Source organism: Paenibacillus elgii NBRC 100335 (assembly GCF_004000865.1).
GTDB classification, from domain to species: Bacteria; Bacillota; Bacilli; order Paenibacillales; family NBRC-103111; genus Paenibacillus_G; species Paenibacillus_G elgii.
Genome location: NZ_BIMB01000021.1, coordinates 38,099 through 59,908 on the forward strand (window position 1 = coordinate 38,099; position 21,810 = coordinate 59,908).

Here is a 21,810-nt window from a genome sequence, read left to right on the forward strand (position 1 = left end):
CTTGAACGACGTGCGGCTTTCGTCAAAATTTTTGGGAATCAACAATTTTTTCAGAAAAAAAACGTCGCTTCTACATCTCGTCATACTCAAAGCACTTGACAAATGTTGGTGTGACAAAAATTACCTATTTTCCAGAAGAAATTACCGTATAACATGTAAAATTAACCCATTGCTTTCATTCATTGTATTGAAGAGCTGGGTACTTTGTCCATAGTGCACAGGGATCAATTGTCCCCCAAGCGCTTGGCAAGAACGACGACATCTGATATCGACAGACAGCAAACGATGTAATATTGTGTCGGATGTGACATGCTATAGTACAAGAAACGGAAAACGATGAAAGGAGAAATGTAGGATGACAACCCTGCATCAAGCACCGGCCGCAAAAGCGGAAATGCTTATCCGCAGACCGGTGGAAGAGGTATTCGAAGCTTTCGTCGAACCGGCGGTTACGACGCGATTCTGGTTCACCAAAAGCAGCGGAAGGCTGGAAGCCGGAAAACGCGTGCGGTGGGATTGGGAAATGTACGGCGTTTCTACCAACGTCCGTGTCAAAGAAATCGAGGAGAACAGGCGCATTCTCATCGAATGGGAAGCATCTTACGGCTTCACCACGGTCGAATGGACATTTACCAGGCGGGCGGATAACGAAACCTTCGTGACAGTAACGAACACAGGGTTTCAGGGAGATGGGGATGACATCGTCAAGCAAGCGATCGGCTCGACGGAAGGGTTTACGATCGTACTGTGCGGGCTGAAGGCGCTTCTTGAGCACAACATCGCCTTGAATCTGGTGTCGGATAAGGCCCCCGACGCCCATGTGAACCGGTAGGAACTGGCTTATGAAGAATAAGACCGACTCAGCTTCTGCGAATCGTCGAGATTGTTTGGAAGCCTTTGCTTTAGAAAAACTCAGACAAATAGAGGTGGGGTATATCTCGTAAGAGTTTACGTCCGCCTTTGAAGCCCGTGAAAATACCGCTAATTGTAATCAAGTTCACGGGTTTCAAGAGCGGCTGAAGGGATATACCCCACCGGCGTATGCAGAGAGTTTTATACGCAAAGCGGGTTTCTCAACAAGCTCAAGCGGGCACCTTCACGACAAAAGGAACGGTGAACACCTTGCCTTCGTGCTGGAACTGGCCCCACAGCTTGTATACGCCGCTTTTCGGAAATTTCGTCATGAACTTGGCGTCCGGCCCGGAAGCCTTCTCCTCCATCGGATGAACGTGTAGATACTGCTCGGCATCGGCACTCAAAATAACCACATGCCCGACCGCCCCGAGATAAGGCTGAAGATTCGTCACAGGCTGCTTCGAAGCGGCGTCGCGAATCGTAAAGGTCAGATTTGCGTCCATTCCCGCCATCAGATGGTCGATCGCAAGCGTGACTTCTTTGCCGTCCACCGTTTTGACCAGCGTGGACTCGGGTTCGACCGCCGCGGCTGCGGGCGCATCGCCCTGTACGCTGATCCACTGCGTCTGCGTCACCGCTCCTTGGCCTGTCGGCACGAAGTCCGCAATCAGCTTATAATCGCCGCCGCCCGGGAACTCCGTCGTGATGTCGAACCGGCCGCCGCCCTTATAGTCTGGGTGAATGTGGTTAAAGAACGATAGGTCTTTGCTGACGACGATCAAATGCAGCTTCTTCTCGTGAGTAATGTCGAAGTTGTCCACCGGCTTGTTGTTCTTATCCGTAATTTGAATCGTGAGCGGGGTATTGCTTCGTGCCTGCGGCTTCTCCGGCGTCAGCTTGAAGGAGGTGACGACCTCGGCGCTCTTCGGCGCTTCCGACGCCCCGTCGCCGTGATTGCCGTGTCCGGCTTCTTCCTTCGGAGCCTCCTTCGGGGCCGAGGCTTGTTTCCCCTGCTGGCCGCATGCGCTAAGAAGCAGCGCCGCACCCAGCAATGTCGCTATGGCTGCTTTTTTCATAAATACCCTCCTGTTTTCTCTCGGTTGTTTTTAGTGTAAGGGAAGCTTTTGAAGATCTTGTGAAGATCATCACTCTCCGCCGCGCTTTAACCCGGAAAACAAATCCGCACCGCCGTTCCCCGGCCGACCTCGCTCTCGATTTCCATGCGTCCGCCGTGCGCTTCCGCCAGCCTCCGGGCGATGGTCAGCCCGATGCCGCTGCCTCCCGTACTGCGATTCCGCGACTTGTCCGTACGGTAGAACCGCTCGAACACATACGGCAGCTCCTCGGCGGAAATGCCGATCCCGGTATCCGTGACAACGACCCGCACCTCGCCATAGGCGTGCTCCACCGTCACCTCGACCTGGCCCCCGGTGGGCGTATACTTCCAAGCGTTGCTGAGCACATTGGCCAAAATTTGCCCGATCCGCCGGCGGTCCGCTTGGACAAGCACCGGTTGTTCCGGGGCGACGAACCGGAGGGCCACTTGTTTTTGCGCGAATGCGGCTTTAACGGTCTCCACGCTCTGAGCAGCGATGGCCGACAAATCTTCCGTCTGCAGGCGAAGCCGAAAATGAGGCGAGTCCATCTGCGTCAGCTGTTCCAAATCGCCGACCAAATGGCTCAGCCGCTCGACCTCCTCGTGACAAGCCGCGAGCCGGACCTGCGTCGGCTCCCAGACGCCGTCCATCATCGCTTCCATATGGCTCTTCAAGGTAGCCAGCGGGGTGCGAAGCTCATGGGCGACGTCGGCCGTCATCGTCTTCCGCAGGCGCTCCTGCTTCTCCAATTGCGCAGCCAACGCGTTAATCGCCTGCGCCAAGTCGGCCAGCTCGTCGTTCCCGCGAACCTCCGTACGGGCCTCCAGCTCGCCGCCGGCCATGCGGACCGCCATCGCTTTCATCGACGTGAGCGGCGCAGCCATCCGCTTCGCCGCGTACAAGCCGGCCAAGGCCGCCAAGGCAATGCCTCCGGCGGCAATCCAAGCGACCGACTGGACAATCGCCTGCTCCAGATGCGCGTTGAACATCCCTAAATCTGCGCTCGCTGCCGCCTGCTCCTGATACATCATAAAATGACGGTGCGCCTGCACCAGCAGTACCGTGAACGCGAGGATCAGAATTCCGCACGTTAATCCGACAAATACGAGCGCGAATCTGGCATACAGCCCCCTCACGGCAAAGCCCCTCCGGCAAACCGATACCCTGCGCCGTACACCGTTACGATATACCGCGGCGCTTTCGGAACCGGCTCGATCTTCTGCCGCAGGTTTTTGACGTGTTGATCTATCGTGCGCTCGTCGCCTTCGAAGTCGAAGCCGAGCACCTTCTCGATCAGCTCGTCTCTCGTGAAGCAGCGCTCCGGGTGGCGGGCAAGCGTAAGCAGCAGCTTGTATTCGTTGGGCGTTAGAGCGACCGGACTGCCATCCTTGTATACTTCGCGCTTTAAGGTGAGAATAACCAGCTCGCCGCCGCCGAACGCCATCCGGTCCGCCAGCAAAGCGTCGTCCTGCGTGCGGCGCAGGATCGCCCGGACCCGGGCGGCCACCTCCCGCGGACTGAACGGCTTCAGCACGTAGTCGTCCGCGCCGATGGACAGTCCGGTCACCCGGTCGTTCTCGGACACCTTGGCCGTCAGCATTAGAACCGGCAGCGAGGACCTTTGCCGGATACGTCGGCATACCTCCTCGCCGGACATATCGGGCAGCATCAGATCCAGAATGACGAGATCGACCGCCTCCCGCTCCAGCACGTCCAACGCTTCCGAGCCGCTGGCGGACTCCAGCGTGCGGTACCCGTCCTTTTGCAGATACGAAGCGACGACATCCCTGATTTTCGCCTCGTCGTCGACCATGAGAATCGTCTTGTTCACCGCGGCTTTGCAGCTCCTTTCCGATCCTGCCGTATTCACCGAAAGAAGGGCGCCCGGCAACCGGGCACCCGCCTTCCGCTCCGCTTAGAGCTTCACCTTCTGCAATCGTAGCGCGTTGAGCACCACCGACACCGAGCTTAGCGCCATCGCGGCTCCCGCCACCCACGGGGCAAGGAAGCCCAGCGCGGCGATCGGGATACCGAGCGTATTGTACGCAAGCGCCCAGAACAGATTTTGCTTGATGTTGGCCATCGTTTTCCGGCTCATCGCCGCGGCGTCCGGCAGGCGGATGAGATCGCCCTGCATGAGCGTCACGTCGGCCGCTTCAATGGCGATGTCCGTCCCCGTGCCGACGGCGATGCCGACGTCGGCCGTCGCAAGCGCCGGCGCATCGTTGATGCCGTCGCCGACCATGGCGACCTTGCGCCCTTCCGCCTGCAGCTTCCTCACCTCGGCGGCCTTCCCTTCCGGCAGCACCTCGGCCAGCACGCGGTCGATGCCTACCTGGCGGGCAATCGCCTCCGCCGTCCGGCGGTTGTCGCCAGTGATCATGATGACCTCGATGCCCCCCTGTTTCAAGCGGGCAATCGCTTCTTGCGATGTTTCTTTGACCGCGTCGGCTACCGCGACCATGCCGGCATACTGCCGGTCCACGGCGATCAGCATAGCGGTTTTGCCTTCCGATTCCAGCCGCTCCATCGTACCCTCGGCCTGCGCGAATTCGATCCCTTCGCGCCGCAGCAGCTTGCGTGTGCCGACCAGCACCTCGCGGCCTTCGACGACGGCGGCGATACCGTAGCCCGGTATGGCCTCGAACCGTTCCGCCTCGGAGAACGCGATGCCTTTCGAGCGGATGCCTTCCACAATCGCTTCCGCCAGCGGGTGCTCGGATTGTTTCTCCGCAGCAGCAACCAAGCGCAGAACCGCCGCTTCGTCCACAGATTCGATGCTCACATCGGTCAGCTCCGGTTTGCCTTTGGTGACCGTTCCTGTTTTATCCAGCACGATCGTATCGATCCGGTGCATCGACTCAAGATGCTCTCCGCCCTTGAACAAAATCCCGAACTCCGCCGCGCGGCCCGATCCGGCCATGATGGAGGTCGGCGTCGCGAGCCCCAGGGCGCAAGGGCATGCAATGACAAGGACGGCGATCGCTTTCTCCAGCGCATTGGCGAATTCGCCCGGAACAACCGCAAAATACCAGATCAAGAACGTAAGCACCGCAATCCCGACGACGATCGGCACGAAGATGCCGGAGATCCGGTCGGCCACCCGCTGAATCGGCGCCTTCGAGCCCTGCGCGTCTTCGACAACCCGGATAATTTGCGCCAGCGCCGTTTCTTTGCCGACCTTGGTCGCTTGGATCCGCAGACTGCCATTCCGGTTGACGGTCGCGCCGATGACGGCGTCGCCCGGCTTTTTCTCGACCGGAATGCTTTCGCCGGTCAGCATCGATTCGTCAACCGCCGACATGCCGTCAAGGACGAGGCCGTCGACCGGAATTTTTTCGCCCGGCTTCACCAGCACGACGTCTCCGGCCAGCACCTCTTCCACCGGCACGCTCAGCTCGACGCCGTCGCGGACGACAAGCGCCGTTTTGGCCTGCAGACCCATCAGCTTCTTGATCGCTTCCGAGGAACGGCCTTTCGCCAGCGCCTCGAACCATTTACCCATCACGATCAACGTGATCAGCACGGCGCTCGTCTCGTAATACATGGAAGGCATGCCATGGTGCGACGGAGAGCCGGCCGCGGCCCACTCGAGCGTCAGGTACAGGCTGTAAAAATAAGCCGCCGACGTGCCCAGCGCGACGAGTACGTCCATATTCGCGCTTTTGTTGCGCAGCGCTTTGTAAGCGCCGGTATAGAACGGCAAGCCGATGATGAACTGCACGGGCGTCGCGAGCGCAAGCTGCACCCATGGATTCATCAGCGCTTCCGGCAAATAAATCCACGAGGTGAACGAAAAGTGGCTGACCATCGCCCACAGCAGCGGGAACGAAAGAATGGCGGAGAAAATCAGCTTCGTGCGTTGCGCGGCAATTTCTTTTTGCCGGTGGTCGCCGTCGTCCTGCCGTTCCTCCTTCAGCCCCGCTTTATAGCCGAGCTGCTCGACCTTCCGGATCATTTCGTCCACCGATACCGCCTGCCCGGAGTATTCGACGTGAGCCGTCTCCAGTGCAAAATTCACCGTCGCTTTCCCGACGCCAGGCAGCTTGTTCAAGCCTTTCTCGATCCGGTTCGCGCAGGCTGCGCAGGTCATGCCCGTAATGGCAAGCGAGGCTTGCTGCTGATCCGGCTGCTGTTGTTGTTCCAATCGCTGTTCCATAGCTTAGCACCTCTTCCCAATATACCCGTATGGGGTATATTTTAATCAAAAAAAGAGAGCGGCCGGAGCCGCATCTCGGCAATACCGGTGAATCCCGGATTAAACCACGTCGTAGCCTTGGTCTTCGATCGCGGCTTTGATTGCATCCGGATTCGTTTTCGACTCCTCATACTGCACTTGAACGGATTTTGCGGCCAAGTCGACCTTGCCAGTTGCGCCGATGTTTTTCAAAGCGCCTTCGATGGAATTCACGCAATGATTGCAGGACATGCCTTCAACTTTCAATGTAATAGTTTGCATAGGGGATCTCTCCTTATTTCATTAATTTTTGGATGGTAGTAAGCAGTTCTTCAACGACTTCGTGCTCGCCCGCTTGAATGCGTTCGATCACACAGGACTTCATATGGCCTTCGAGCAGCAGCTTGCCGACGCCGTTCAGCGCCGATTGGATCGCGGCGATCTGGTTAAGGACGTCGTCGCAATAGGTGTCTTTCTCGATCAAGCCCTTCACGCCCCGGATCTGGCCTTCGATGCGGTTCAAGCGGGTGATGAGGTTGGCTTTGACTTTATCGGAATGATGGCTTTTTCTCTCGCTGTCGGTGGAGCAGCAATGTTCCGCCTCCGTAATGTTATCCATTGTGTTCCCTCCTCTTGGATTCATATTACTATACCCCCCTACCCTATGTCAACGGGTGAATTGCATTTTTTTTCAAGCTGCCGTCCGGCTTTAGTTTTCCATTTCCTAGGCTATTTTAAACCAAGCCTGAACGTCCGCCCGCCCCCACTCCTCGCAAAAAAGCTGCATGTCCCTGATTCGGGGACAATGGCTTCCTCCAAGTCAGCTGCGAAAAATCCAACGGGTGCGCAGCTCGACCGCGGCGCCCTTCCGGTCGATTTTTTTCCGTTCGTAGTGACTCCCCCTATAGCGTGTGCTACAATATCATTGAATCGTAACACGATGAAAAAAGACGATAAGATAACTACGGATTTGGAGTTGAGAAAACGTGAACAAGCCCGCAATGTTCAAGGTGATCGTATGGGGACTTATCCTTGGCCTTATCTTAACCGGATGCGCCCCGACCGCTAAGAAGGAAGAATCCCCGGTTGCTGCCACGAAGGACGAGCTGATCCTTGCCGTCGGCTCCGAGCCGGAAGCCGGCTTCGATCCGACGACCGGCTGGGGACGGTACGGCTCGCCGCTGTTCCAAAGCACGCTGCTGAAGCGCAATGCCGAAATGAAAATTGTAAACGATCTGGCCACCGGCTACGAAGTGAGTGGCGACGGGACGGTATGGACCGTCAAGCTGCGGAGCGACGCGAAGTTTTCCGACGGTAAGCCGGTCACGGCCGCCGACGTGCAGTATACGTTCGAAGCAGCGTCCAAAAACGGCTCCATTATCGACCTCACGAATATGAAGAGCGTCGAAGCCACGGACGACGCCACGGTCAAGTTTACGCTCAAGGAGCCGCAATCGACGTTCCTGACGCTGCTCGTGCAGACAGGCATCGTACCGAAGCACGCCCACGGCCAAGACTACGCCCAGAAGCCGGTTGGGTCCGGGCCGTACAAGCTCGTGCAATGGGACCGCGGCCAGCAGGTCATCGTCGAGGCGAATCCCGATTATTACGGGCCGAAGCCGTTTTTCAAAAAGCTGACGTTTCTGTTCGTGAACGAGGATGCCGCTTATGCCGCCGCCAAGGCCGGAAAAGTGGACGCCGCTTACATCCCCGCCGCCTTCAGCAAGCAGCCGGTCGCCGGGATGCGGGTCGAAGCCGTACATACCGTGGACAACCGGGGCATCGTGTTCCCTTATCCCCGTTCCGGGAGTACTACGAAGGACGGCAATCCCATCGGCAACGATGTGACGGCCGATATCGCGATCCGCAAAGCCGTCAACACGGCGATCGACCGCAAAGCGCTCGTCCAAGGCGTGCTGGAAGGGCATGGCACGCCAGCCTACACCATCAACGACGGGCTGCCCTGGTGGAATCCGCAGACGGTCACTCCCGACGCCGATGTCGAAGGCGCGAAGAAGCTGCTCGCAGAGGCGGGCTGGAAAGACGCCGACGGCGACGGCATCTTGGAGAAGGGAACGCTCAAAGCCCAATTCCCGCTCATCTACCCTTCGGGCGACGTGACGCGACAATCGTTGGCGCTGGCTGTGGCCGACATGCTGAAGCCGGTCGGCATTCAAGTCAACGTCGACGGCAAGAGCTGGGATGATATCAAGAAGCTGATGCATTCCAGCGCCGTCATGATGGGCTGGGGCAGCAACGATCCGCTCGAAATGTACAACGTATACAGCAGCAAATACCGCGGCGTCGAATATTACAACAACGGGTATTATAGCAATCCGACGGTCGACGCTTGGATGGACAAAGCGCTCCGGGCCACGAAGGAAGAAGACGCCTGGGAGTTTTGGAAAAAAGCCCAGTGGGACGGCACGACCGGCGTCAGTGCGCAGGGCGACGCGCCGTGGGCGTGGCTGGTCAACATTGACCACCTGTATCTTGTCAAGGACAAGCTGGATATCGGAAAGCAGCGCATTCATCCGCACGGCCACGGCTGGCCGGTTACGGACAATATCGAAGAATGGAAATGGACGAACTAGGCCCGGAAAATGAGGTTATGAGACGATGCGCAGCTTGCTTACGTTTTTAGGCTTGAAAGCGGTCCGGCTGGTTTCTTTGCTGGCGGCGATCAGCGCGATTTCCTTCGTGCTCGTCAGCGCCTCCCCCATCGACCCGATTCAAGCCTACGTCGGGGCCGACATGATGCGGGTGAGCCCGGAGCAGCGGCAGCAGATTGCCGAGCATTGGGGACTCGATAAGCCGCCGGCCGAACGATTCGCGAATTGGGGGACGGCCTTGCTGCAGGGTGACCTGGGCACCTCCATGATTTACCGCCGGCCGGTGGCGGAGGTGATCGGAGAGCGGTTCGCAGGTTCGCTTGCGCTAATGTTCGCCGCCTGGCTGCTGTCTGGCCTGCTCGGCTTTACGGCAGGCAGCTTGGCCGCGATGAAGAAAGATACGTGGATCGACCGACTGATCCAATGGTACTGCTATACGCTGGCCTCCACGCCCGCGTTCTGGATGGGCTTGCTGCTGCTTCTGCTGTTCGGGGTGTGGCTGGGCTGGTTTCCGGTCGCGCTTGGCGTTCCTGCCGGGGTGCTGGCTCAGGAGGTCACGTGGAGTGACCGGGTGCAGCATATGATCCTGCCCGCGCTGACCTTGAGCATCGTCGGCATCTCGAACATCGCGCTGCATACGAGGCAAAAGCTGCTCGACGTGCTCGCCAGCGACTACGTGCTGTTCGCCCGGGCCCGCGGCGAGCGCGGCTTCCGGCTGTTCCGGCGGCACGGTCTGCGCAATATCGCGCTGCCCGCCCTGTCGCTGCAGTTCACCGCGTTCAGCGAGCTGTTTGGCGGGGCGGTCTTGGCCGAGCAGGTATTTTCCTATCCCGGCCTCGGACAAGCCACCGTCGAAGCCGGGCTGCGGGGCGACGTTCCGCTGCTGCTTGGCATCGTGCTGTTCAGCGCCCTGTTCGTGTTCACCGGCAATCTGATCGCGGATTTGCTCTACCGCTTGGTCGATCCGCGAATCCGGGAGGGACGGGCGCTATGAATAAGCTACAACCGTCCAGCGGTTCGGCGCACTTTCGCTCCCAGACGCGGCTCGGCCGGAGACATCGAGCGCTGATCGCGGCGATCGGCGCGGCCGTGCTGATTCTGGGAACCTTGCTCATCGGGCTGCTGCTCAGCCCGGACAACCTGTCCACCCGGTTGGAGTGGCGCAATCTTCCGCCGTCGCTGCAGCATCCATTCGGCACCGATTGGCTCGGGCGGGATATGTTTACCCGCACTCTCAAAGGCCTTGCGCTAAGCGTGCAGGTCGGCTTGATCGCCGCCGCTTGCAGCGTGGTCATCGCGACGGCGCTGGGGCTCATTGCCGCGACGATGGGCCGGACGGCCGACCGGATCGTCGCATGGCTGATCGACTTGTTTTTGAGCGTGCCGCATCTCGTCACGCTCATTCTGATCGCGTTCGTCTGCGGCGGCGGCATGCGCGGCATCGTGATCGGCGTTGCCCTGACGCATTGGCCGAGCTTGGCGCGGGTCATCCGCGCGGAGGTGCTGCAGCTGCGCAGCGCCGAATTTGTGCAAATTTCGCGGCGGCTCGGGCAGTCCCGCTGGCAGGTGGCGACGCGGCACATGCTGCCTCACCTGCTGCCGCAGCTGCTCGTCGGGCTGCTTCTGTTGTTCCCGCACGCGATTCTGCATGAAGCCGGCGTGACGTTTATCGGCTTGGGCCTGTCGCCGCACCAGCCGGCGATCGGTATTATTTTGTCCGAGTCGATGCGGTATTTGTCGACCGGCATGTGGTGGCTGGCCGTCTTCCCCGGCCTCTGCCTGTTGATCGTCGTCCGGGCGTTCGACCGGGCCGGGGAAAGTCTGCGTCTGCTGCTCGATCCGCGGAACCCGCAGAGCTGAAGCATCCGGCCCCGCAGTATGATACGAAGAGGAGGCTCGGCGCAACGTGCCTGAATCTATGCCACAAACTATTCATGTCCCTGTACTTGAAGTGAATGACTTATCCGTCGCTTTCACGCGGTACGACCGCGGACTGCGGCAATCTACGGTGGAGGTCATCCGCAACCTGCACCTGACGGTCGGACGGGGCGAGCTGCTCGCGGTCGTCGGATCGAGCGGCTCCGGCAAAAGCCTGCTTGCCCACGCCATCCTCGGCATCCTGCCGGATAACGCCGCCGTCTCCGGGACGCTGCGGTACGAAGGCGAGCCACTAACTCCTGCCCGGCAGGAGGCGCTTCGCGGCAAGGAGATTGCGCTGGTGCCGCAATCGGTCAATTTCCTTGACCCGCTGATGCGGGTAGGCGACCAAGTGCGGAGCTCGGTCCTCGAAGGCGATGCCGACGCCGAGGTTCGCCGCATCTTCGACCGCTACCGTCTTGCCCCCGGGACCGAGCGGCGGTTCCCGTTCCAGCTGTCGGGCGGCATGGCGCGGCGGGTGCTCGTCTCGACGGCGACCGTCGGCGGCCCGCGGCTCGTCATTGCCGACGAGCCGACGCCCGGTCTCGACCCCGCGGCGGTGCGGGAAACGCTAAGCCGCTTCCGCGAGCTGGCGGACGAAGGCTGCGCCGTGCTGCTCATCACTCACGACATCGAGTCGGTGCTGCCCTTCGCCGACAACGTCGCCGTCTTTTATGCTGGGACGACGGTCGAAACGGCGCCCGCCGGCGACTTCTCCGGCGACGGAGCGCGGCTGCGCCATCCGTACAGCCGGGCGCTTTGGCAGGCGCTGCCGCAGAACGGCTTCACGCCGATACCCGGCGTCCAGCCACATCCGTCCGCGCTGCCGCCGGGCTGCTTGTTTGCGCCGCGCTGCGCCGCGGCCGGCACGGATTGCAGCCGCGAACGCCCGGAGATGCGGGAGCTGCGCGGCGGGACGGTGAGGTGCATCCATGCGACTTGAAGCGCGAGAGCTTGGGTACCGGCGCGGCCGGGACGCCTGGCTGTTCCGGGGTGTCGACCTTATGCTTGCGCCGGGGGAAATGACCGGCCTCGTCGGTCCGAGCGGCTGCGGCAAGACGACGCTCGGGCGGCTGCTGGCCGGGTATGAGGAGCCGCCGGAAGGGCGCATTACGTTAGGCGGCAATCCTCTCCCGCGCACCGGCTACCACCCGGTGCAGCTCGTCTTCCAGCACCCGGAGAAGGCGGTCAATCCGAAGTGGCCGATGCACCGTGTCCTGCGCGAAGGCGGAGAACCCGATCCGGCGCTGCTGGAGGCGCTGGGCATCGAGCAGGAGTGGCTCCGCCGCCGGCCCGGCGAATTGTCCGGCGGCGAGCTGCAGCGGTTCTGTGTCGCGCGGGCGCTCGGACCGCATACGCGGTTTCTCATCGCCGACGAGATGACGACGATGCTCGATGCGATCACGCAGGCGCAAATTTGGCAGGCCGTGCGTGCGATCGCCCGGCAGCGCCAGCTTGGCGTGCTCGTCGTCAGCCACGAGCCGGGCTTGATCCACCATCTCTGCACCCATGTCATAAACTGGAACGAGCTTACAGGCGCGGACTGAACTTCGGATGGTCCAATGTGTTGTCGCGGCGACGCTGCCTAAAGAGAACGATTGACAGCCGAAAACGACCCGTGCTATAGTACTGTTAATTTATTTTTCGTGAAAGACAACGATGGGGAAAGTAAGCACGGCGTATTTCCAAGCGACCCGGGGAAGGTGCGAGCCCGGGAAAGAAGCCCTGCCGAAAGCCACCCTGGAGTCGCCCTCTGAAGCTAGCAGCCGTAGGAGTTGGCCGGTGTTCCGCCGTTATAGGACCGAGTGGACTTTGTATGTATTGGAGTCAACGAGGGTGGTACCGCGTGAGCAACAGCTCTCGTCCCTTTTTTGGGGACGGGGGCTTTTTTATTTGCAAATTTGCACGAACAAATCCATGTAAAGCTGGTGAATGGTTATGACTTTGAATTGGTCCGAACGCCTCTCCCCCGTCATCCGGGATATGCCGCCGTCCGGCATCCGGCGGTTTTTCGATCTCGCGTCGGAGATGACCGGCATTATTTCGTTAGGCGTCGGGGAACCCGACTTTGTGACGCCTTGGGCGATCCGGGAAACAGGGATTCAGTCTTTAAGGCAAGGATACACGATGTATACGTCCAACGCGGGCTTGCTGGAGCTGCGCGAGGAAATTGCCGCTCACCTGCATGGATTTTACGGTGTGCATTACGAGCCCCGCAGCGAGGTGTTGGTGACGGTCGGGGTCAGCGAAGCGGTCGATCTTGCTTTGCGCGCCATCGTGCATACCGGGGACGAGGTGCTGATCGCCGAGCCGTGCTACGTCTCGTACGGGCCATGCGTCACGATGGCGGGCGGCGTGCCGGTTCCGATAACCACGACGGCGGACAACGATTTCCGGCTGACCGCCGCACAGGTGGAAGCCGCGATCACACCGCGGACCAAGGCGCTGCTGTTCAACTATCCGAACAATCCGACCGGCGCGACGATGTCCCGGGAGGATCTGCTCGAAATTGCCAAAGTCGTGGAAAAGCATAACTTGATCGTCATTTCCGACGAGGTGTACGACAAGCTGACTTACGAGGGCGAGCATACGTGCTTTGCGTCACTGCCGGGGATGCGGGACCGGACGATTTTGCTGAACGGCTTCTCCAAGGCGTACGCCATGACCGGCTGGCGGCTCGGGTACGCTTGCGGGCATCCCGAAGTCATCGCCGCGATGACCAAGATCCATCAATACACGATGATCTGCGCGCCCATTACGGTGCAAAAAGCGGCAATCGAAGCGCTCCGGAACGGCACGGAGGAAATGAAGGAGATGGTCGGCTCGTACAATCAGCGGCGGCGGCTCGTGCTGAAAGGCTTCCAAGAGATCGGCCTGCCCTGCTTCGAGCCTCGGGGAGCCTTCTACGCCTTCCCGTCGGTCCGGCACACGGGCCTTTCCTCGGAGGCGTTCGCCTGGCGGCTGCTGGAGGAGACGAAGGTTGCCGTCGTGCCCGGCAACGCTCTCGGCAACGCCGGGGAAGGCCATATCCGCTGCTCCTATGCCTCTTCGGTGGAAAATTTGACCGAGGCGATCGAGCGGATGGGCCGCTTCCTGAAGCAGTTCGAGTAATACGAGTCCGCTGGGCTAACCGGCCGAATCCGTAGACGTGGCAAGCTTTACGGCGTAATCATGCATGGCTTCCAATGAGCCCGTATAGATGAGAATGCCTCGTTCGATTAAACGGCGAAGCCGATATTCGATCCAGCTATGGGAAATCGGACAGTCCAAAGCATGAAAAAGAATTTCCCCGATCAGCAGTCCGATTTTAACCCAGCCCTGGGCCTCTGCCTGTAGGGTACGGACGACCTGAACGATCGTTTCGTCGAAATAGCTTTCATCCGCCGTCCGAAGGTTACCATTCTCATAAATACGAAGCAAGCCCGCTTCTTCTACCAGTCTCCGCCAGTCTTGGATAAGCCGCTCTCTGGTCCGCGGCGCAAGCGGCTCCGCATTCCCGATCCACGAAGCCAATTCGTCTGGGGCGGCTTCCCCGGTATGGCGGAGCCGTCCTTCGGAAGCGACGGTGACGTTCATGACGGATACGGAAACGTCGGGCGGCAGGGAAGCAAGCACGGCGCGAAGCCCGGTTTGTTCAAAAACGTTGTCGGCTGCCCAGATCACGACAGGAACCGGATTCGCGGAAAGACGGGAGAGCCATTCCCGCCAAGCTTCCATGTTGCTTTTCAGATACGGCAAGTATTGCCGGGCCTCCTCGTTGTCGATGGTTTCCCGCCAGCGAAGACGCACGTCCTCCCAATTCTGCGAGGCCGCGCAAACCGGAGGACCCGACATCAAGTCGTCTTCCCAATGAAGCACCGACTTGTCGGGCCTGGTTCCCATGGCAACCTTTAAACAGCCTGCCGCTGCCGCACCGAAGACGATCTGGACGGTCACCGGGACGTCGTCTCAGTCGGAGAAGCAGTCTCCCCGGCGGGATCCAACGCTCCATCCATGGCGTCCCATTCGTTATAAAACTGCTCCAAATACCGCTCCATAAAGCGGTGGCGCTCCTCCGCCAAGGCGCGGGCGGCGTCCGTGTTCATCAAATCCTTGAGCTTCAACAGCTTCTCGTAAAAGTGGTTGATCGCCGTCCCCGGATGGCTGCGATATTCCTCCGGCGTCATGTTCTCCCGGACCGGCTGCTCCGGATCGTGCATCGGCCGGCCTTTCCAGCCGCCGTAAGCGAACACCCGGGCGATTCCGATGGCGCCGATCGCATCAAGACGGTCCGCATCCTGCACGATCCGGCCTTCGGCGGTGCGCATCGGCTGGCCGCGTCCTCCTCCAAAGGACATCGTCGAAATAATGTCCATGACATGAGCGCGGTCCGCTTCGTCCGTTCCCGCTTCGGCGAGCCAATTCTCCACCTTTTGCAGTCCGGCTTCCTTGCTTGGGTTCAGCTTTTCATCCGCTACGTCATGCAGCAGTGCTGCCAGCTCGCAGATGAACGTGTCCGCCCGTTCGACCGCCGCCAGCCGCTTGGCCGTGCGGGTCACCCGGACAATATGCCACCAGTCGTGGCCGCTGCTGTCTCGTTCCAATTCGGCTCTCGCATAAGCAGCCGCCTGCTCCAGCAGTTTTTCTCGTTTGATCGGGTCCATAAGCGTATTCATCCTCTCCGGGTTCTCTATCGTCTCGCTATTGTACTATGCCTCAGAGCGGCACGCAAAGAAGGCCGCAATCGCACGGATTGCCGCCGGGTGAGAAATCCCTGCGTGAATCATCGAGCTAGGCGTTTACACCTCTGTCGTCTCTTCGACCTCCGGTACATCCGGCGGGAGAAAGGCTGGCAAAGACGGTACCTGCTGGCGAGATTTGTCCGCCGTCTTCCAAGGATGGCGCTCATCGATCCAACGGCGGATTAACGCATTGACCAACGAAGCCGACTTGGTCGGAAGCTGGTGGCCGACCTTGGGCAGGAAATGCAGCTCGCTGTCGGACAACCTGCTTTGGAGGATATGGGCATACCGGTGAAATTCTTTATCTTTCACCCCGTAGAGAAGCAGGACCGGCGTTTGAATCTGCCCCAGCTTCTCCGTGCAGTTGTACGTCAGGCTGCACTTGAAGTAGTCGTTCACGTTCCGCAGCTGTCCTTCCGTGGCCGTGCGGTAAAGACGCCGGAACGTCTTCCATTTGTTCGCGTTGCCCCAAGCGATAACCGCCGCAACAATCCGTTTGGCCCGAAGCCCCATTAGCCCGACCGCCGCCCAAACCTCGCTGCGCCGGTACCAGTCGCTTAACTCCGACATGGCGCTGATTAGAATCGCCCCGTAGAACCGGTCGGGATAGCGGAGCATCGCTTCCAACGCGACCGATCCGCCGGTCGAATACCCGCACAAATAAGCTTTTTTCAGCTCCAAATGGTCGAGCAATCCGCAAATGTCTTCCGCCAGCAGGCCGTATGTAAGCCGCTCCGCGGACTGCCCGCTCTGTCCGTGGCCGCGAATATCGAACGCAATAATCTGGTATCTGGCCGAAAGATGCTCCATCTGGTCCGCAAAGTTGCTGCTCGTCAGCATCGGAGGATGAATGAACATGATCGGAACGCCGGAGCCTTTCACTTTATAGTACATCGTCGTTCCGTTAATCTTGGCGAATGGCACGACCGCTTCACATCCTTTCTTTTCCAAATTGAAAGGGAAATGCAATTCCTAGCATACCCTTCTCTTTCGGAAAAGATGCACTCCCGTTCCTGCCGCCCTTTTCTGCCCCGGATGCTCACGGTTCCATCATTAACGTAAGTCCGCAGGACGGGCATTCCCGCTCTTCCGCCGCCACACGTGTCAAACAAGCTGGACACTGCTCCATAGCACCCGCTTGTGCGCAGCATACGTCGTCTTGCGGCAGCGGCGCGTCCGGATCGGCCAGCCCTTCGAACCAGTTGCTTACGGGTTTGCCGTCGACTTCAAGCACCTGCAGCTCATCTGACGGAAACCAACGGATGATTCCGTTCCTGTCGCACACCGCCGCCACCATAACTTCGCCCGATTTCTTGCGCAGAAACCAATCGTCGCCCGGCAGTCCCGCTCTCTGCGCTTTGTGAGCGCCGAATCCCGTGCCCAGAAAAAGATATTTCCGCCCGCTCGGTTTATGACATACAATCGTAGCCAACGGTTCGTCCTCCTGTCTTATGTAACATTTACCCATTAGACCTGACGAACCGCAAAAAGGTTGCTCCGCTTGCAAAAAAACCGGCCGTTCCGCCATTCGGCGAAAACGACCGGTTTTTCATTTAAAAAGAAGGGAAAGCGATTCGAGCCCGTTATGGATACGACAGTCGGCAACCCGAATGCCGCCGGAGCGTGTTACAAGCCTAGCACCTTGTTGACCGACTCGATGACGCGGTCTTTTTGAAACGGCTTGACGACAAAATCTTTCGCGCCCGCCGTAATGGCTTCCAGCACCATGCCCTTTTGGCCCATGGCCGAGCACATGATGATCTTCGCGTTCGGGTCGTGCTTGCGGATTTCTTTGACCGCCCCAACCCCGTCCAGCTCCGGCATCGTAATATCCATCGTGACCAGATCGGGCCGGGCGGACAAATAAGCGTTGACCGCTTCCATGCCGTTCGTCGCTTCCGCCACCACTTCGTGCCCTTCCTCCGTCAGCATCGTTCGCAGCATCATCCGCATGAAAGCGGCATCATCAACTACCATTACTTTAGCCATAGGCAATACCCCCAACCGTCTAAGGTGAATGTTGTATCCCTATTATGACAGAGCTTTATTAAGAAACTGTTAGGTTAAGGAACAATTTGTACACTTTTTTGCCGAAAGTTGTTATTTTCCCTGAGAAAGGATGCCCGTCAATCGGATGTCTTAAAATAAAAAAGCCGGTTTCTCCTGAACAAGAGAACGACCGGCTTCCCGAAAACAGCGGGGGCTATTATTGAAAGTGCGTCTGGTAAGGCTGCTGGGGCTCCGCAGGCTGCACGGCTTGGATCATGGTGCGCATCGTATGGTCGGCCAGCTGCGGTGCTTGGTAGAAGCCTTTGTAGTTCATGTATTGGAACATTTCCCAAGCCATCTCCTGGCAAATGTTCGCCGACGTCGCATGGTACTGGCGAATTTGCGGATCTACGCATTCGCAGGCCCATAGCATGGCGACGGCCGAGCCGGTTTTGTGCAGATTCAGCGCGATGGTCGCGATGGACACATCGGACAGCTGCGTCGCGTTCGGATTCGGCCCAGGCATGGACGGCTGCTGCAGTCCGGCTTGCGGCCTTTCATATATGCGCAGCTCCGGCGTATGCGGCGTCATGGCGATGCCTCTGCCTTGCAGCAGGCCGATGCCGTAATCGTAGCCCTCCAGCATCCGTCGCTGCTGATTGAACAAAATATCTTTCAAGTGCGTATCCTGCGCCATCGAGAACAAAACGCCGTACAGTTCGATGTGCGCCGCTTTCGTGCGGACCGCCTCTTGGGTTTCCAGAAATTCGTGGGCGGCAAAACGTTGCTGCGTGTGCATAAAAACCTCCTGAACTGGAATGGATATTCGGAACACCGATAGTATGTCCAAGGATTGGAAACGATTATGCACCACATATCCAAAATTTTGCAGACAGCCGCAACCGATAGCATTTATCCTACGTCTAATGTGATAGATTTCACAAGAAACTGGGAGCGACGGCCTCTCATCGCGCAATAAAAATAAGCCGGTTCCCCGAAAGGACCCGGCTTCCAGCCTAGTTTGCGGCAGCGGACCCGCTTGTGGAGCCGTCGGGGTATACGGTGAAGGAGGATACGCTGCGCGTTCCGTCCGCAGCTTTTTTCGCCGTCCACAGCTCGTACCGGTCGACTTGCCCGCCTGCGTTCCAACGAATGAACAGCTGCCCCTCCAAGTCGCCGCGGCGCAAGCCGTCGGCGTCGGCGCTGAGACCGCCGCTGCTATAGCCGGCCGATGCTCCGAAATCGTAGCGCCACAGCTGCTGCTTGGAGCTATCGATCAGCGTCAGGAAGGACGGTTCGCCCAGTACGCTCTTCACATCTTTGGCCTCCATACCGCGTTCGAGGCGGTACGTTGCCGCCCATATTTTTTTCTGCGCCTCGCTGGCGTTCTTCGGCTCGGAAACGACCGAAACGGTGCGGGCTTCCGCGTCATAGACAGCCCCGGCCGCAAGGTTTTCGGCCATGAAGCGAAGCGGCACATACGTATGGCCGTCATAATTCAAAATCGCGAACCGGGAACCCGTATCGCGAACCTCTCCATTGAATTTCATCTTTACGGGAAACAGCGTCGCCCGGATTTCATCCGAGGCGAAAACGGCAGTGGAAGCGGCAAGCACGGCTCCGCAGAGCAGTCCAAGTATAAATTTTTTCATAAGTACCTCCTTGGATTCGTTGTTGCGGTCCTATTCATTATACTAGGGATATGACGTGGTTGGCATGGAAAAAGGTTGCATAATTGTTAACCGAAAGGGTGGCTTATGGAGACTAGACTTCTTCCTTATGGGAAACGGACGGCGGTTTATGTGCTGAGCAAGCTTTCGGGAGCGGGACTGGGCATTGCCGCGGGACTCGCCTACATGTGGGTGAAAAGCGACTTTGACGCCTTCGAGCCGTTCGAAGCGCTGCGGCCCGATGCGGGATTGGGAGCCGGTATCGGTATGTTTCTTTGGCTGATGCTGTACGCGTACGGCATGCTCGCGACGTTCGCCATCGATGGGCTGGCGCGCTGGAAGCCTGCCTTTCGCAGGAGCGCCGTTCAGGCTTTGCTCCATACGGCTGCCGGACTTCTGTGCTTCTTGGTCATACCGTTCCGCGCTCCGTTCCCGGGCAGCCTTGTCATTACCGGAATCGCCGGAACGGTCGGGGCGGTTTTCGCCCTCTTCTTCTACGCGGGGAACCGCTTGGGACGGCGGTCGGCTTGGGTCCGGGGCTTGCTTGGCCTCGCCCTACCGCTCATCGTGCTGGGCGTCCAAGCGCTGTATCCCGAAGGCGTGAAGCAAGATTGGAAGGAAACGAGAGGAGAAGGGTTATACGAAGCCGAATTCCGTTATATGAACGGCACGCAGAACATTCCGGTTTATGCGAAGAGAGGCCAGATCGTTTCCTTTACCATGACATGGGAGTCGGACAAGGGCGGCGGCTACGGCATGCAGGTGCGGGGGCCGGGCGGCCCTAGCGATTACGCCGACTACCGGCCGGGTCCGCCGCTCTCCGGCGACGACCGCGGATTCGGAGGAACGATCCACGCCGACCGCGACGGCGAGTACGTCATTATAGCGAGCGGGGACCGGATCAAGGGCAAGCTTAAAGTGACTTGGGCTGTGGACGCGAAAGCAAAGTGATGGTGCTTGCCAGCGGCATCCGGGCAACATACGCAAAAACCCGGAACGCGCGCAAGAGAAGCGCAGTCCGGGTTTCGCTCATTTATAAAACCGACAGCATCGTATCCATCAGAGACGGCTTCAGTCGCATGCTCAGCCGCAGCGGCCCGCCCCTGAAAGGAGCCGGGCATTCCACGAATGCCGCTTGATCCTTTAAGGTTAGCTTGTAGCTGCACGAAACCCGCTCCTCGGCGAATGTACAAATCGCCAACGCCCCTGCTTGGCTCAAGGACTCGAAATCGATCGTCCGGTTTGCCCCGCTATAGAACACGCAATCCACGTAGAGCCTATCTCCCGCTCGGCTCCACTCCCAGCGGGCCGATGTCTCGCCCAGCGACGCGAACACGGGCCGGATGCTAAGCACATGGCGGCCGACCGTCACATACAGTTCTCCCTGAAGATCCTGCTCGACGTTCGCTTTCACTTCGCCCCCGCCGATCTCGAACCGCAGCCGCAGGTCCCTGGCTTCGATCGATCCGCGGATACGGTCCAGACTGTTGTGCGTGTCGCCGCCGTTTGTGCTGAAGCCGATGCCGAAGAGGACCCGGTTTTCCTGCTGCACGGAAGTAAAGACGGCGGCGGCATAATCGTAACCGTCATGCAGACAGCGCAGCCACACATAGGACGTGCCGTGGTCGCCGGACAGGTAAGCCAGCAGATTGCGGCGTTGATTCCACATGTTCTCGCGGCTGACCGAGCCGATGCACAACGTTTCGGTTTGATAGAACGACGCTGTTTTCTCGATGCCTTTTTCTCCGTTCCGGTAAAAAGCTTGGGCGTGAGTGCGGACGGACGGCTCCGTAAACAGAGGGACTACTTCGTCCGGGCATCCGATCGGGCTGCCGTACCACTGCGGATCGTACGCAAGCTCTTCCTCCGTCAGCCATTCGACGCGACCCTGCAGCGCAATCTGAAGGAAGGACCGCACGGAGGCTGACAACGTCGTGTCGTAGCTGCGGGCATGCGGGCCGCCCCATTGACAGGTTGCCGGATGAAAATGATTGGCAACCGCCCCCCACGCCAAACGGAGCAGCTTCGCGGCAAGCGTCTTGATTTCCGGCGATTGCGCCCAGGCGTACAAATCCGACAACTCGACAAGAGCGACCTTCGTATAAGTCGGGCTGTTGTATTCCTCGAATGCCCCAAGACGCATCGTATATTCGTAAAAGGCGTGCAGCCGCTGCCGGCCGTAGACGACAAAAGCTTCCTGCCCGTACGTTTCGCCGGCGATCAGCGTGACGAAAGCGCCCATGATCGCGATGTTGGTGTAACCCGGCCCCACATTGCGCGCGATAATCGCTTCGCAGGCACGAAACACCGCTTCGCGCAGTCGTTCCTTCAGCGCTTCGGGAAGCCGGTCTTCGTGCTTGCGCACGGCCAGCAGCAACTGCTTGCCGCAGAAGTCGGCCCAGTTCCAGTCGGACGGGCGCATGTCGCCGAGCGGCTCCTCGTAAAACCACGACCAGATGCCGTACGTCGGCAGGCTGCGGTCCGTCTCCTGGAGCGCGATAACGCGGTCCAGGATCGCGCAGGCCCGCTCCAGCTCCGCTTCACCGCCGCCATCCAGCAGGGCGACAGCATACCCGAGCGATTCCCGTGTCGGATGCACGAAAGGAACATCCTTCAGCGTCGTATGATAGCCCGGACTGCTGAACGGAACGCGCAGCAGTTGGAGGTCCTCGTTATACTCCTGCTTTTGCAGCCACCGCTGCAAAAGCCTCCGTTCCAGATCGGAATAGGTACGCATGGTTTCTTTCTCCTTCTCTATCCTATGGTTTCGGC

22 protein-coding genes and 1 other annotated feature are annotated in these 21,810 nt (G+C 59.2%); of the genes, 8 read left to right on the plus strand and 14 right to left on the minus strand.

The window, feature by feature from the left end:
• Positions 1–355: 355 nt before the first annotated feature.
• The gene (locus tag PEL01S_RS17125) at positions 356–832 is read left to right on the plus strand and encodes an SRPBCC family protein (protein ID WP_127461159.1); all 477 of its coding nucleotides are present in this window, start codon (positions 356–358) and stop codon (positions 830–832) included.
• Positions 833–1,082: 250 nt separating this feature from the next.
• Here the strand turns inward: PEL01S_RS17125 and PEL01S_RS17130 are convergent, their stop codons facing one another.
• The 6 genes from PEL01S_RS17130 to PEL01S_RS17155 all read right to left on the minus strand — a co-directional run bounded on the left by PEL01S_RS17130 (position 1,083) and on the right by PEL01S_RS17155 (position 6,748).
• Positions 1,083–1,931 (minus strand): DUF8832 domain-containing protein, encoded by an 849-nt coding sequence (locus tag PEL01S_RS17130; protein WP_127461160.1) that lies wholly within the window; start codon positions 1,929–1,931, stop codon positions 1,083–1,085.
• Positions 1,932–2,017: 86 nt separating this feature from the next.
• Complete coding sequence (locus PEL01S_RS17135) at positions 2,018–3,088, minus strand: sensor histidine kinase (protein ID WP_127461161.1); 1,071 nt, start codon at positions 3,086–3,088, stop codon at positions 2,018–2,020.
• Positions 3,085–3,765, minus strand: a complete 681-nt coding sequence (locus PEL01S_RS17140; RefSeq protein ID WP_127461208.1) for a response regulator transcription factor — start codon at positions 3,763–3,765, stop codon at positions 3,085–3,087. Before PEL01S_RS17140 ends, PEL01S_RS17135 begins: the two co-directional genes overlap by 4 nt.
• A gap of 102 nt (positions 3,766–3,867) precedes the next feature.
• On the minus strand, positions 3,868–6,111 hold the full coding sequence (locus PEL01S_RS17145; RefSeq protein ID WP_127461162.1) for a heavy metal translocating P-type ATPase: 2,244 nt from the start codon (positions 6,109–6,111) through the stop codon (positions 3,868–3,870).
• 99 nt (positions 6,112–6,210) lie between these two features.
• On the minus strand, positions 6,211–6,411 hold the full coding sequence (locus PEL01S_RS17150) for a copper ion binding protein (RefSeq protein WP_010493235.1): 201 nt from the start codon (positions 6,409–6,411) through the stop codon (positions 6,211–6,213).
• 13 nt (positions 6,412–6,424) lie between these two features.
• Positions 6,425–6,748, minus strand: coding sequence for a metal-sensitive transcriptional regulator (locus tag PEL01S_RS17155; RefSeq protein WP_036686215.1), 324 nt, complete (start codon positions 6,746–6,748; stop codon positions 6,425–6,427).
• 382 nt (positions 6,749–7,130) lie between these two features.
• Between PEL01S_RS17155 and PEL01S_RS17160 the strand changes: the two genes are divergently transcribed.
• From PEL01S_RS17160 to PEL01S_RS17185, 6 genes are all read left to right on the plus strand, one after another.
• Positions 7,131–8,723, plus strand: coding sequence for an ABC transporter substrate-binding protein (locus PEL01S_RS17160; RefSeq protein WP_164824291.1), 1,593 nt, complete (start codon positions 7,131–7,133; stop codon positions 8,721–8,723).
• A gap of 25 nt (positions 8,724–8,748) precedes the next feature.
• Positions 8,749–9,735 (plus strand): ABC transporter permease, encoded by a 987-nt coding sequence (locus PEL01S_RS17165; protein WP_127461164.1) that lies wholly within the window; start codon positions 8,749–8,751, stop codon positions 9,733–9,735.
• The gene (locus tag PEL01S_RS17170; protein WP_127461165.1) at positions 9,732–10,601 is read left to right on the plus strand and encodes an ABC transporter permease; all 870 of its coding nucleotides are present in this window, start codon (positions 9,732–9,734) and stop codon (positions 10,599–10,601) included. The genes PEL01S_RS17165 and PEL01S_RS17170 overlap by 4 nt, the downstream gene beginning before the upstream one ends.
• A gap of 58 nt (positions 10,602–10,659) precedes the next feature.
• Positions 10,660–11,601 (plus strand): ABC transporter ATP-binding protein, encoded by a 942-nt coding sequence (locus tag PEL01S_RS17175; RefSeq protein ID WP_127461209.1) that lies wholly within the window; start codon positions 10,660–10,662, stop codon positions 11,599–11,601.
• A complete protein-coding gene (locus PEL01S_RS17180; RefSeq protein ID WP_127461166.1) occupies positions 11,591–12,205 on the plus strand; it encodes an ABC transporter ATP-binding protein in 615 nt (204 codons plus the stop codon). Before PEL01S_RS17175 ends, PEL01S_RS17180 begins: the two co-directional genes overlap by 11 nt.
• Before the next feature lie 100 nt (positions 12,206–12,305).
• Positions 12,306–12,529: a binding site (T-box leader), on the plus strand.
• Positions 12,530–12,596: 67 nt separating this feature from the next.
• Positions 12,597–13,769, plus strand: coding sequence for an aminotransferase class I/II-fold pyridoxal phosphate-dependent enzyme (locus PEL01S_RS17185; protein WP_127461167.1), 1,173 nt, complete (start codon positions 12,597–12,599; stop codon positions 13,767–13,769).
• Positions 13,770–13,784: 15 nt separating this feature from the next.
• Here PEL01S_RS17185 and PEL01S_RS17190 read toward each other — a convergent pair whose 3' ends face one another.
• From PEL01S_RS17190 to PEL01S_RS17220, 7 genes are all read right to left on the minus strand, one after another.
• Positions 13,785–14,594: a DUF3658 domain-containing protein gene (locus tag PEL01S_RS17190; RefSeq protein ID WP_127461168.1), complete on the minus strand. Its 810-nt coding sequence runs from the start codon at positions 14,592–14,594 to the stop codon at positions 13,785–13,787.
• Positions 14,591–15,301 carry an HD domain-containing protein gene (locus tag PEL01S_RS17195; RefSeq protein ID WP_239551180.1) on the minus strand — a complete coding sequence of 237 codons (711 nt, stop codon included), beginning with the start codon at positions 15,299–15,301 and terminating at the stop codon, positions 14,591–14,593. Before PEL01S_RS17195 ends, PEL01S_RS17190 begins: the two co-directional genes overlap by 4 nt.
• Before the next feature lie 135 nt (positions 15,302–15,436).
• Positions 15,437–16,303, minus strand: a complete 867-nt coding sequence (locus tag PEL01S_RS17200; RefSeq protein ID WP_255320118.1) for an alpha/beta fold hydrolase — start codon at positions 16,301–16,303, stop codon at positions 15,437–15,439.
• 115 nt (positions 16,304–16,418) lie between these two features.
• Positions 16,419–16,811, minus strand: coding sequence for a hypothetical protein (locus tag PEL01S_RS17205; RefSeq protein WP_127461171.1), 393 nt, complete (start codon positions 16,809–16,811; stop codon positions 16,419–16,421).
• A 194-nt stretch (positions 16,812–17,005) separates the two neighbouring features.
• Positions 17,006–17,368, minus strand: coding sequence for a response regulator (locus PEL01S_RS17210; RefSeq protein WP_054973428.1), 363 nt, complete (start codon positions 17,366–17,368; stop codon positions 17,006–17,008).
• A 217-nt stretch (positions 17,369–17,585) separates the two neighbouring features.
• Positions 17,586–18,167, minus strand: a complete 582-nt coding sequence (locus tag PEL01S_RS17215) for a spore coat protein (protein ID WP_108532723.1) — start codon at positions 18,165–18,167, stop codon at positions 17,586–17,588.
• A 217-nt stretch (positions 18,168–18,384) separates the two neighbouring features.
• A complete protein-coding gene (locus PEL01S_RS17220) occupies positions 18,385–19,020 on the minus strand; it encodes a stalk domain-containing protein (RefSeq protein ID WP_063177627.1) in 636 nt (211 codons plus the stop codon).
• A 105-nt stretch (positions 19,021–19,125) separates the two neighbouring features.
• Between PEL01S_RS17220 and PEL01S_RS17225 the strand changes: the two genes are divergently transcribed.
• Positions 19,126–19,989: a hypothetical protein gene (locus tag PEL01S_RS17225; RefSeq protein ID WP_127461172.1), complete on the plus strand. Its 864-nt coding sequence runs from the start codon at positions 19,126–19,128 to the stop codon at positions 19,987–19,989.
• Positions 19,990–20,071: 82 nt separating this feature from the next.
• Here the strand turns inward: PEL01S_RS17225 and PEL01S_RS17230 are convergent, their stop codons facing one another.
• Entirely contained in the window at positions 20,072–21,775 is a 1,704-nt protein-coding gene (locus PEL01S_RS17230; RefSeq protein WP_127461173.1) for a DUF8769 domain-containing protein, read from the minus strand.
• Between the last annotated feature and the right edge of the window lie 35 nt (positions 21,776–21,810).